Origin of the sequence: Sphingobacterium kitahiroshimense, assembly GCF_025961315.1 — a bacterium.
Lineage (GTDB): Bacteria > Bacteroidota > Bacteroidia > Sphingobacteriales > Sphingobacteriaceae > Sphingobacterium > Sphingobacterium anhuiense.
Genome location: NZ_JAOQNK010000001.1, coordinates 4071256 through 4083274, shown reverse-complemented (window position 1 = coordinate 4083274; position 12019 = coordinate 4071256). Strand labels below are relative to the sequence as shown.

11 protein-coding genes are annotated in these 12019 nt (G+C 35.7%); 6 read left to right on the top strand and 5 right to left on the bottom strand.

Annotated features, from left to right (window positions below; all coding sequences use genetic code 11):
* Positions 1–53: 53 nt before the first annotated feature.
* Positions 54–551 (top strand): hypothetical protein, encoded by a 498-nt coding sequence (locus M2265_RS17935; protein ID WP_132769552.1) that lies wholly within the window; start codon positions 54–56, stop codon positions 549–551.
* A gap of 373 nt (positions 552–924) precedes the next feature.
* On the opposite strand, the gene M2265_RS17930 is transcribed toward M2265_RS17935, so the two are convergent.
* Positions 925–2022: a mechanosensitive ion channel family protein gene (locus M2265_RS17930; protein ID WP_232789385.1), complete on the bottom strand. Its 1098-nt coding sequence runs from the start codon at positions 2020–2022 to the stop codon at positions 925–927.
* Positions 2023–2265: 243 nt separating this feature from the next.
* Complete coding sequence (locus tag M2265_RS17925) at positions 2266–2646, bottom strand: DoxX family protein (protein WP_132769554.1); 381 nt, start codon at positions 2644–2646, stop codon at positions 2266–2268.
* A gap of 211 nt (positions 2647–2857) precedes the next feature.
* Between M2265_RS17925 and M2265_RS17920 the strand changes: the two genes are divergently transcribed.
* From M2265_RS17920 to M2265_RS17910, 3 genes are all read left to right on the top strand, one after another.
* The gene (locus tag M2265_RS17920; RefSeq protein WP_132769556.1) at positions 2858–3910 is read left to right on the top strand and encodes a hypothetical protein; all 1053 of its coding nucleotides are present in this window, start codon (positions 2858–2860) and stop codon (positions 3908–3910) included.
* 338 nt (positions 3911–4248) lie between these two features.
* The gene (locus tag M2265_RS17915) at positions 4249–4800 is read left to right on the top strand and encodes an outer membrane beta-barrel protein (protein WP_165905869.1); all 552 of its coding nucleotides are present in this window, start codon (positions 4249–4251) and stop codon (positions 4798–4800) included.
* Between the two features lie 163 nt (positions 4801–4963).
* Positions 4964–5707, top strand: coding sequence for a DUF2490 domain-containing protein (locus M2265_RS17910; protein ID WP_132769560.1), 744 nt, complete (start codon positions 4964–4966; stop codon positions 5705–5707).
* Between the two features lie 70 nt (positions 5708–5777).
* On the opposite strand, the gene M2265_RS17905 is transcribed toward M2265_RS17910, so the two are convergent.
* Entirely contained in the window at positions 5778–6761 is a 984-nt protein-coding gene (locus tag M2265_RS17905) for a DUF6268 family outer membrane beta-barrel protein (protein ID WP_132769562.1), read from the bottom strand.
* 361 nt (positions 6762–7122) lie between these two features.
* Between M2265_RS17905 and M2265_RS17900 the strand changes: the two genes are divergently transcribed.
* Both M2265_RS17900 and M2265_RS17895 read left to right on the top strand, forming a co-directional pair.
* Positions 7123–8073, top strand: a complete 951-nt coding sequence (locus M2265_RS17900) for a sensor histidine kinase (protein ID WP_207898447.1) — start codon at positions 7123–7125, stop codon at positions 8071–8073.
* Positions 8070–8783: a LytR/AlgR family response regulator transcription factor gene (locus tag M2265_RS17895; RefSeq protein WP_132769566.1), complete on the top strand. Its 714-nt coding sequence runs from the start codon at positions 8070–8072 to the stop codon at positions 8781–8783. The genes M2265_RS17900 and M2265_RS17895 overlap by 4 nt, the downstream gene beginning before the upstream one ends.
* A gap of 12 nt (positions 8784–8795) precedes the next feature.
* Here the strand turns inward: M2265_RS17895 and M2265_RS17890 are convergent, their stop codons facing one another.
* A complete protein-coding gene (locus tag M2265_RS17890) occupies positions 8796–8969 on the bottom strand; it encodes a hypothetical protein (protein WP_165902355.1) in 174 nt (57 codons plus the stop codon).
* Between the two features lie 433 nt (positions 8970–9402).
* The gene (locus M2265_RS17885) at positions 9403–11658 is read right to left on the bottom strand and encodes a GH92 family glycosyl hydrolase (protein WP_132769568.1); all 2256 of its coding nucleotides are present in this window, start codon (positions 11656–11658) and stop codon (positions 9403–9405) included.
* Positions 11659–12019: the final 361 nt, after the last annotated feature.

Here is a 12019-nt window from a genome sequence, read left to right as displayed (position 1 = left end):
CTTTCAGCTTAGTGCGATTGAGCAGAAAAAAGTAAAGATTTATAACTTAGCAAATGCCACAATCAGCCTATACACTTCGTAACGAAGATTTTATAAACACCGTTTACGTTGTCTGTCTAAAATGCAATGCACAAGCTTTGGTTTTAGGCGGGCAACCTTATAAAACGATTGCCGAGTATGAAATGGAAGTTCGTTTTTCCTGTACGTCATGTGGTTTTTCCGTCAAATATATTAATACACCAAAATTCACAGCATATATTAATAATAAAGGGCAGGCAGTGACGTCTCGCTTATTAATCCAAAATGCGCCCTGTGACCCTTTTTTTGGATTTGATGTATGGTATCAAGTCGAAACGAAGCATGGTCTCTTGTGGGCATATAATCTGGAACACCTTACGGTGATCGAAAGTTATATAGCAGATACACATCGAACTCGAAACGGTTTGCCCTATAAAAACAATAGTATCGGCAGCCGTCTCCCTCAGTGGATAAAGAATGCTAAGAATAGAATATACTTATTAAAAATCATTGCCAGGTTAAAGAAGTTTTAACGGAATCTAATACAAAAAATAATTAACACATCAAATTATCAAATCTGATATAGCTTTATAAATTTATAGCTTTCGTTATTCAACTATGATTATAGGAGACTAATTGTGGTATGACATTATAATTTTTTATATTTGCTGTGAGCGAACGGAAATGTATCGAAAAGCAAAGCAATAAGAACCGTTACTAAATCGTTACCTGACTTCTTTGATTATCTCTATAAAAGCTTATTATTCAACTGATACAGCTTTTTCCTGAAAACTTTAAAATAAATAAGGGCAATAAACGATCGTTTATTGCCCCTTGATAACTTCATTTTTCAGAATTATCCATAGTCTACTTACACGAAAGAGAATAGATTAGAAAATGAAACTGCTACATTCCTCTTAGTTCACTTCTATTAACTTCAGCGCCATAATCAATTCTCGATTTAGAAAGACAATCTGGGAAATTTGTCCTTATATAACTCATCATCTCTTCTCTTACATAGCAGCGAAGATCAAAAGCCTGTCCCGAGTTTCGGCAACTCATTAAGCAACGAATCTCCATCGTTCGCTCTTTCAGATCAGTGACCTGCAGGACATTGACCTTACCGTCCCACAAAGGATGATGCATAAGCAATGATCCTAATTTTTCTCGTAATTGTTGGACAGGAATCGCGAAATCAACATAAATAAAAACAGTTCCTAATATCTCTGCCGTAGTTCTCGTCCAATTCTGAAAAGGTTTTTCGATGAAATAGGTAATCGGCAGCACCAGACGGCGCTTATCCCAGATATTAACCACGACATAAGTCAGATTGATTTCTTCGACCTTACCCCACTCGCCCTCAACGACCAGCACATCATCCATCCGAATGGGCTGTGTAAAAGCAATCTGAAAACCTGCTAATAAATTTCCAAGAGATTTCTGAGCGGCAAAACCAATGATTATACCACCAACTCCGACACCCGTCAGCAGTCCTGCACCTATCTTCTGCATACTTTCGAAGCTTAGCAAAATAATGGCAAAAGACACAACGATGATAATAGTAATGAAGACCTTTCGAATAAAAACAATCTGTGTCCTAATTTTTCTTTCACGCAGGTTATTCTCTTTATTGATATCAAAACGATGATATAAATAATCTTCAAAAACTTTTATGGCCTGAATCAGAACAACAGCAAAAAAGCTGATCAGTAAGATTTCATTTATTTTACCGACAATATGCAATGTGGCGGTATTGAAACGCGTAAAAGGTAACAAACTGTTAAAAACAACCAAGGGAATAAAAAGACTCAAAATCTTATTAAATCGCCGTATAAAAGACCGAAAGAGGGAATAAGATGACTGTGCAATCGCCTGATAACGCAAAATCGGGATAAATAAAATTTTAATGAGGATCCCGAGTGCAAAGGAAAACAGTATAAATGCAGTATTCCATATCCAAGCCGGAAATTTTTGTGAAAGTTGAATTAATTCTTCGTTCATCATTATTTTTCTTTTTTTATGCTACCATTATTATGTACTATAAGTATAACGGTATGCTTGGCCTAACGTTTGTTTTATTTTAAAAAAGGAACAAAACCAACTGATTTAGAGACCGCAACGAATATATTCAATTCACCGAAAAGCATTAACCGACAATAATAAATAAGCCGATTACTTGAATCGGCTTATCTACTATTGAAGAAAATACAGTTCTCACTTATTATTGACATCGTGTAATAAGATTTATCACCTTACTACAAGACCATACGTCTTGTTGCCATATGCATAAGAAATAATAAGTATAGCAAGTATAACAAGTGGCAACAGCATAAATCCAATATTTTTATCGACCATTGCATGGCTAATAAAAGCAAAAATTAGGTTAAATGTTAATCCGGCATAGGCCCACTCTTTCAATTTACTTGGAGTTTTAGGATAAGAAATGGCTATTACTCCGAGCACTTTGCAGATAATAAGTGCATAAGCGAAGTAGTCTGGATATCCTAACGGTTTAGTTCCAGCATTAACATACTGTGGCGCAAATAAAAGCGTACCAAGAGGCATGATACCCTCCCAGATAATAAGGATCGCTGTAGCTATCCAAAAGATTAATTTATTCTTTTTCATGTTTTTGAAGATTTATGAATTATTTATATTGCAAAATTGTTTATATTGATATGACAAAGATGCAAGGGTCTGCTTAAATTAACAGATTACAAAAACGACATTATAAGGGGTGAATTGCGACAGCGGGAACAACGAATTTACAAAACCAAAAAATTCTTTTCTACCATTGGCTTCATTTTAAATGACCGGTATAATGATTAAATTAAATCACATGAATAAAACAACCCTTTTCACTTCAATTTTAAGCACGACGATCCTTTTCATATCCAGTTTAACTTCCTGCGATGGAATTATAGAGCGGAACAACGAACCCTTAGATGCGGCATATGCTAATTTTGAAGAAATTAACGAAAAGTATCATTCCGATATTTTCGAAGTGAAACTGTTCTGTGAAACTGAAGTCACTCGTTCCAGTTCACCTAATCCCATTCGCATCTTTCCATCTGTGAATGACCAACTGATCGTATCCTGCGATGCAGAAAAAAATGATGAGACCCAAGGTGATATGCTTTATTATAAAATAAATAGTAAAGGAATTACAGAAGATACATTACACTTGTCCCAAAATAAATATTGGCCAGAATTTATTGATGATTTCATCATTTTCACCAATGACGAAAAAGCCTATTACACCACTTGGCCACAAGATGGCGATACCACCACACATGCTTTTAAAGTTTTAAATGAAGATTTGAGTTGGACTGGAGAAAAAATAAATCAAAAAATTGCAAGCGCGAAAAAAGATGGCAAATATTGGTTTTTAAAAAATGTAACTAGAAATGATCATTACTACATGCAGTTTTTCTTTTACCAGGATGAACAATGGCAGATGCTATGGCAAGAAATACCAGCATACAGAAGCATTGATAGCAGTGAAGATGCCGGTCGTTACCGTGACGATGTTTTTTGGACCGGCGAACAAGATCCTTACTTACCTGAAAACGTTACTTTTTTACATTTTCACCCTGAGGAAAAATTAAAATACAGCCACAATATCGGTGGTGGAAGCCCGGGATATAGTGTTAAAAACTGGCGCGGGAAAGCTTTCTTTAAAACAAAGATTGGAGATCGTGATTTTAATTTTTTTGAGCCCCATATCGCTGTAGAGAAAGAAAGATTTGACGATTACAAAAATCGATTCTATACGGTGTTAGAAGCAAATTATTCAGCACTACATTTTAAACCAACATTTTATATTTCACCCCATGGGTTCGCATTCTATTCTTCCAATAGTCAGAGTATGTATTTAATACGAAAGAAATAAACAATACTAATTATTGAAATTAAATAAGGATGAGCACATAATTGGAAAGTTTAAACATGATCTGGTCTCCTATTGACAAAAGTGATACCTATCAATAAGACTATATTGATTATAAGGGAAGTAAATTAATGCCTAAAGCGCCAACAATTATCCAAAGTCATCCAGTTGTTTTTCCATGTGACTAAACTGGTATTCCTGTCGTTTTATTAACTGTAAAAAATGAAAATAACCTATTAAAAACCCAACTTATTGACCAAATCTTTACAAAAGTCAGTAAGCTGAGCTATCTAGAAAAGGTACTTTTGTATATGTGTAAAAATATACGATTAACTTTACTAGTGCTTCTATTAATACTTTTAGTACCTACTGAGAAGGTTTTTTCCCAAATTGGAGCAGGAATAAAATTAGGTGGAAATTTATCTCATGCAGATGGACTATCATTCCGTTCAGCAAATCGGATAGGTTTTCAAGTCGGAGGCATACTAAGTTATCATTTTAGACCTAACATGGCTATCCAAGTAGAGCCCACGTATAATGTAACACGTGTCAGAACAAATGCTGAAACTGTGGATCAGGTTAACGGTATTGCAAAAGGAAACAAGGCCCTCCAGTTCTTTGATTTCCCTGTATTATTTAAGTTAGACCTGACATCAAATTTTGCATTATTAGGTGGCCTCGAATTCAATAAACTATTGAATGAAGATAAATATCTACTGAATAATGGAGAAGAGGCATTTAATAGAGGCTCCCGAATGGGTTACACTTTTGGATTAGAATTGGGAAAATTGTATTTCCGATATCGAAATGTAGAAAGAAAAACCGGTGTATACCACAACTGGAATACGAGTATTTCGCAATATCAAATAGGCGTTAAATGGAACCTTTTCTAGAAGCCTTATAAAAAGAAGTGTCTAAATTCTCGGTTAAAGTTCATCTAAATGTGATTGTTTTCAATCGGATGTAAAATAAATTTGTTTATTTTTCCATTCAGGATAAGGATACTTAACAGATTTAAATATTAAACTTAATAAACCAATTCAAACTTTTATAATAATGCTATCTAAATTATTTCTTCTTCAGAGTTGCATGATCTTCCTGTTCATATTTAGTGTTCCTTTAAAAGCACAGACACAGCAGACATTTACAGGTTGGAGTGCCGCATTTTTCACTTACAAAATAAATCCCATGTTCAGCATACATTTTGATGGACAAGCTCGAAGTACAGATCAACTCAAAGACATACAATCCTTTATTATCCGACCGGGATTGAATTATCATATCAAGAACAATATGATTGCCACTTTAGGGTATGCCTACATCGGAAACCAAAGAAATATTAGCGCTACCCATGGCTGGGTACCAGAACACCGCATATGGGAGCAATTTATTATAAACCAAAAATTTACCGTTCTAAATCGACCTTCCACACTGCAGCACCGTTTTAGATTAGAACAGCGCTTTATGGGCCAACCTACTGTTGAGCAAAACGAGCTGGTTACGGACCGTTACGATTTTGCCCAAAGACTGCGCTATTTCACCCGTGCCATTGTCCCTGTTTCCGAAACCACTAGTTTTACTGATGGTCCTTTCATTGCACTGCAAAATGAAATTTTTGCACATATTCAAAATTCCACCAATGGTAAGTTATTTGACCAAAACAGAGCTTACCTAGCATTAGGATGGCGGGTAAATCCAAAATTTGATATAGAAGCAGGTTACATGAATCAATATAGCCTAGGAAGAAATAATAAGACTGTAAATAATATCATACAGGTCGCAGCTTACCTCAGATTATAAACGATAGCGCTCTTTGATTTAAAAAGGCAGCATATGATGCTCCATTTATATCATTCACGGATTATCCGCGTTAATTAACGCGTTTTTTTGCAAAAGGATTAAACGATAAACCAGCATTAAAATAAAAAGATGGATCCGTAGATGCTTCATAAATAAAATCGTTCTGAGATTTGTTTTTCTCTGATATTCGAGATCTTAACGAATTTCTCATCCCGGTTTTGACCATAGCTATAAAAGAACGTCCCAGATTGTGTTCATAAAGCAACCCTGAATTCAAGTTCATCTGATTGAAGATCTGGACGCTCGATAATCCAGCAAAATCATAGATATAGAAGGTGTTATTATCAAGCTCCGATCCAAAAGATGCACGTCCATTACCCAAAATAGTTTTACGAAGATAAACCGCTTTCGGCAACACGACATCGACCACCCAGCCCTGTTGATACTGTCTCTTATATGTAAAAGTAGGTATCACAGGTACAAGGGCACTTGGATCCAATAAACCGACCACACCTAAGGTCATCTGCACCTCACGGGTAGCTTTTAGAACCAAGTTTCCCATCAGCATACCACGAACACGTTCAAAGCCTTTCTCACTTCCATCAGTCATCAAACTCGCGCTATAAATAGCCATTTTTCCAAATAATCTTGAGTAGTAAGTAAAATTTAATGATTCATGGTGATAGTGATAATCTTGCTTCTCTTGATATATTTGCCGCGTACTCAAATCAGGTTGCAGCAGCTCTACAGAAAAATGCCGATACCCCACAAGCGTTCCTAAAGTCCAATTTTTTCTCTTCATCAAGTTGACATTCATACTGGCATTCGCTTGATGCATATTTTGAACCTCTCCCTTAGGAAGTGGATTCTTTAAATACTTTGAAGCATATTTAAACCCACCAACAATTTCGTACTCCAGATTCAGTACGCGGATCGCCGGAAATTTATCCGCAATAATAGCACGGACTTTGTCTGGGATACTGTCTTTTGTCTGGGCTTTGGTAATAAAAGTGTAAATGCCTATTCCAAATATGAGCAAAATCTTTTTTAACATATAACAATGGATAAATGGTTGATAAAACGGTACAAGAATATCCTAAATGTGGATATGAAAAATACATTTTAGACGAAACGCCCTTTATTTTATACAAAAGATCCTTTCTTAGAATAATATAGAACGCACACCATACTACTTCAATTACTTTGGTATAAAAAAAAGCACTCTTGGTATAAAAGAAATTAGAGTAGGCTCAAAAAAAATTACTTTTGTTCCTATACAGTAACATTATTACTAAGAACTGATGCAAGATTTTAAAAATGGAATAATCATACGTTACTTGACCGAAAAAAAATATAGGGTCCTCCGCCACAGCGTATTTATAGTGGGACTCCTTTTGCTTTTTTTCAATTCAGACATGAAGACAGAGCTATCTGATCCATATAAAACCTATCTACATTTATCAGTATGGATCGTTTTTGTATGTATGTTCTACATCAATATGTATCTGCTGATACCACGTTTTTTTTTCAAGGGAAGGTATGAGATCTATATAATATTATTAATCTTATTGGTTATTGGAAGTTTACTGATCGTCATGTATGTTTCCAATTATATGCATGTTATAACGGCTGCAAATTTAAAAGTTGATAAGCGGCAAAACATGAATTTTTTCAACGGGATCTTAGTCAGTATTCCCATTATTTTGACAACCACAACATTGAAACTTTTTAATCGTTGGATCAAAGACAATAAGAGAATATCTGAACTCAAAAATCTGGCCCTAACAACTGAGTTAACTTCCTTAAGAAACCAGATACAGCCACACTTTTTGTTTAATATGTTGAATAATGTCAAAGCACTGATACGTAAAGATCCTGAAATGGCAACGGAAGTCATTATCAAACTATCGGATTTTTTAAGATACCAGCTTTACGAAAATGATAACGATAAAACACTTTTAACTGGAGAAATAAACTTTATAACCAATTTTCTAAAATTGGAAGAAATAAGAAGAGATCACTTGAAAACGACCATACAATGTGAACCTGAACTCGTTAAAAAAAATATTTTCTTACCTCCGCATATTTTTACGGCCTTTATCGAAAATGCTATAAAATACAGTTTAAGTGCGACAGAAGGAACGTCCTTTATTCATATTTCCTTTATGGCAAGTGATGGGCAGCTTCACTTTGAATGCCGCAATTCCAAAGATCCAAAACTTGCCCTCAATCCTAACAAAAAATATAGTGGACTGGGCCTCACCAATACTAAACGTAGGTTAGCATTGTTATATCAAGACGATTATCAGTTAAATATTACTGTTCAAGAAACGGAATATAGCGTAAAATTAACGATCCCAATATGAAGTGTATTATAGTTGATGATGAACCTCTCGCTCGTGAAGAAATGAGCAATCTGGTACAAGAAATTTCAGCCCTTGAGATTGTAGGGGAATTTTCCAGCGCTATTGGGGCAATGGAATTTTTAAAAAATAATGCTGTTGATCTGCTATTTCTGGATATTGAAATGCCGACCATCAATGGTCTTGATTTTGCACAGTCATTGCCTACAGATAAATTAGTGATTTTAACGACAGCATATAGTCAGTATGCATTGCAGGGGTATGAACTTGACGCAATTGACTATCTCTTAAAACCGATCAAAAAGGAGCGACTAGCAAAAGCGATAACGAAAGCAATCGCTTACCAAAAACTGTTGACATTTCATGAACAGAAAAACACATTTGAAGCCAGCAATGACAATTCTATACTGATAAAATCAGATCGAAAATATTATAAAATCACCTTTGATGAAATCAAATTCATTGAAGCCCTAAAAGATTATGTCGTGATCTATACTCGCAACAACAAACTGATCACAGCCATGAACTTAAAAACAATCCATCAAAAACTGAACTCCGAACTCATTATCCGGGTAAGTAAATCTTACCTGATCAATATGTCATTTATCGATTCTTTTGATAGTCATACCATTTACATAGACGACGCAGAGATACCAATAGGAGAAATCTATCGCAACGATTTTTTCCAAAAATATACAAGCGGTCTTTTATAAGAGTTCATTCGATTAGGCAACATCAAAGCGTTCCAATAAATCAACTCGAATATTATGGCTGTCCAACAAATTGGTTAACCGGTCAATAGAACAGCCAGCTGTTTCTACTCGAAAAATCGAATCTTCATCGTCAAGATCTACTGTAGGGGAAAACACTTCCGGCATATTCAATTGCAATAATTGCATCAAAAAAATTTTGCTCTCTACTGTTTTTATTGAACTCTTAAAAATTAATACCTGCTTAACCATGTTCTTTGAATTAGTTTTAACCAAATTATTCTGACTCTATCAAACCGGAATAGAGCATTGTTAAACAAATCTACTCGATATGGACTTACCAGATTTGAATTTTATACCGAAAGGTTAGATTATTATACGAAAATAGTCATATCAGCAGAATAACCGCAATATACTCCAGTACCTGCTCCAGCTAGCTTTAAGAGTATTAGATTTAATACTGAGTATAAATATAATTTGACAAGCACCCCAATATCAGATATCAGCCTGAAATAAGATGGAAGCAGTTTTTGTTAGATACAATTAGTACCAGAAAAGCACTGCATAAATGACCACGCTTTCTTGTACTAATTGTATGCAGAAAATATTTAAATTTGATGATTTAGTTACCCCAGTTTTTATTGGCTTTATCACCCATAACAAATTCAAGTATCCCCCCTTTAAGAATATCCGCATGATCTAATTGTGGTGTATTCAAAGGTTGGCCATTCAATTTGGCCGACTGAATATATTTATTTTTTTCCGAAGCATTTTTTCCGATAATAACAAAAGACTTGCCATTGGGAAGTTGTATACTCACTTTTGAGAAGAATGGAGAACCTATGCTATAAGAAGTAAGTCCAGGAGTTACCGGATAGAATCCCATCTGTGAAAAAACAACAAACGCTGACATACCCCCTCCGTCCTCATCTCCAGGTACTCCCATCAAATCGTTTCTAAACCATTCTCCTACCAATTTGTGAATCCGTTTTTGTGTCATCCAAGGCTGTCCCGCATAGTTGTATAGATATGGAATATGGAGCGAAGGTTCATTGGCCATAGAGAATTGTCCTACATTTCCGGTATGGTCAGGAAGTTGCGCATAAAAATCAAATTTAGATCTGCCCAAAGGTTGCTGGAACATATCGTCTAAATATTGAATAAACAGTTCATTACCACCCATCAATTTAATAAGATCCGGAATATTATGCTGTACATCCCAGCGGTATATCCAGGCATTATTTTCGCCATAGTATTCACGCGCCCCCTGTCCTCCTGAAAACACATAATCAAAAGGCATAATAAATTTACCTTTATCGTCCTTTGGATGGAAAAATTTAGTTTGCTCATTGAATAGATTCCTATAGTTGAATGACTGTTTCATAAACAGTTCATAATCCGCTTTCATACCAAGCTCGTTGGCTAATTGAGCCAAACACCAAAGATCATAGGAAGTACCCAAAGTAACTGCCACAGGTTGTCTTTTTTCAAAACTGTTCACCTCAGGTATTGTCTCTTTCTCATTAGGATACAGTGCCGGTATATAGCCATTTTCCTTAAAAAAAACATCCAATTTTCCGGCAGGTTTACCTGACCATGGTGCTAAAGTCTTTTCAGTTATAGCACCTTTCGCCGCCAGATAAGCTTTCTTAATATCGAAATTACGTATTCCTTTTCGGTAAGCATCTAGCAATGTGGCCACGCCATGATTGGAATTCATGCGTCTGCTATCACCGGTTATTTCAGGGAAAGTCGGCAACCATGGTTCCTTCATCTGTTCAGACATCCGAACGAAGGAATTCAAAATCAAGGCTTCATTATCCGAATCGAGCAATACCCGAAGCGGATGATGCGCCCTGTACGAGTCCCATATCCAATCATCTGTAAAAAATGCTTTCCCTTGATCATCATGTACTTTTCCGTCAAATGCACTGTAGTAGCGATTATCCTCAGAAATATTAACAGGACGCTCATAAGTTCTATATAAAGAGGTATAAAACACCTTTTTATCCGATTCATTTTCACCTTCTACAGCAATTTTCCCTAAAGCCTCATTCCAGATCTTTCGTCCATTGGCTGCTAATTTTTCTTGGTTAAAATCCGTAATCTCACGTTTCAGATTGGCTTTTGCCTGTGCAACGTCGATAAAAGAAATACCGTACTTCATCCGTAAGGCTGATCCAGATTGGTCAAATTGCAATACGATACAGGCATTTTTACCTGCAACTTCAGTGCTTTTTTCCAATTTCGAGCCTTTCAAAAGACTCACTGTTATCGGTTTTGATTCGGGAACAGCATAAATATAGACACGGGTGCCATTCCCGATATCCTGGGAACCGGAAAGCCCCTGACCATCCCACTGCAATTTTCCTTCATGTGAATTGAACTGCAGATACTTGTTTGATTTGGTAGGAAAAGTAAAGGTGTACATACCCGACTGATGTGATACCGCATAATCTACTTTGATATCCTCCTGATCCAACTGTACCGAATAAGAATAGGGATTTATTTCTTCTTGATCATAACTGTACAGTTGCACAGGTTTCAGATCGGATGGTAATTTTATCATCGGACTCAAGTTAAAAGCCGATTTTCCACGGTGACTCGTAACAATAAGCGGAAGACCAAATAAGCGATCTGAAGTGAAGTCCGCTCGCTCAGGATAAACCCGCAACATACTATTTGGTAGATGAACGGTCGGGTAAGTCGGCACCAATAAATGACTGATGTTTCCCATATAAGGATTGACATAATCCACATATTCTTTGGGGCCTTGGGTCTGAGAAAAACCTTTTAGCATAAAAATCGAAAGAAAAGAACAGCAATATATTGTGCGTAATAATGTATTCGATTTATGTTTAATAATCTTTTTTAACATGGTAAACAATTAAGGAATCAACGGTTTAAGGAAAAATAACATTTAAGATCTTAAAGATAATTTATTTTAACAATATAGGCTCTATTTATAGCAGTATTATTTTGAAACTGTGATCAGTCCCGTTTGTTTTACTTTTTTAAACTGCCGTCCTTATATATTCCAGCTTATCCATAGCTATTCATCGTAACCAATTATTAAATTCGCTAACTTTCAGAGTATGGTACGGTCAATCAATCTTCATCTTGTCCAGAAACATACCTACCATAGAATCGCTGTAACTTCCTCAATAAAAACGCAAATGAGTTTAACATTTTCATGATTGTTAAAAGAACCACTAGCGTATAACATCATAATATATTCA

Excerpts from the sequence above, each read along its gene's own strand:
- M2265_RS17895 (WP_132769566.1), top strand. The coding sequence starts at position 8,070 with ATGAAGTGTATTATAGTTGATGATGAACCTCTCGCTCGTGAAGAAATG.
- M2265_RS17890 (WP_165902355.1), bottom strand. The coding sequence starts at position 8,969 with ATGCAATTATTGCAATTGAATATGCCGGAAGTGTTTTCCCCTACAGTA.
- M2265_RS17885 (WP_132769568.1), bottom strand. The coding sequence starts at position 11,658 with ATGTTAAAAAAGATTATTAAACATAAATCGAATACATTATTACGCACA.
- M2265_RS17935 (WP_132769552.1), top strand. The coding sequence starts at position 54 with ATGCCACAATCAGCCTATACACTTCGTAACGAAGATTTTATAAACACC.
- M2265_RS17920 (WP_132769556.1), top strand. The coding sequence starts at position 2,858 with ATGAATAAAACAACCCTTTTCACTTCAATTTTAAGCACGACGATCCTT.
- M2265_RS17930 (WP_232789385.1), bottom strand. The coding sequence starts at position 2,022 with ATGATGAACGAAGAATTAATTCAACTTTCACAAAAATTTCCGGCTTGG.
- M2265_RS17910 (WP_132769560.1), top strand. The coding sequence starts at position 4,964 with ATGCTATCTAAATTATTTCTTCTTCAGAGTTGCATGATCTTCCTGTTC.
- M2265_RS17925 (WP_132769554.1), bottom strand. The coding sequence starts at position 2,646 with ATGAAAAAGAATAAATTAATCTTTTGGATAGCTACAGCGATCCTTATT.
- M2265_RS17900 (WP_207898447.1), top strand. The coding sequence starts at position 7,123 with ATGAAGACAGAGCTATCTGATCCATATAAAACCTATCTACATTTATCA.
- M2265_RS17905 (WP_132769562.1), bottom strand. The coding sequence starts at position 6,761 with ATGTTAAAAAAGATTTTGCTCATATTTGGAATAGGCATTTACACTTTT.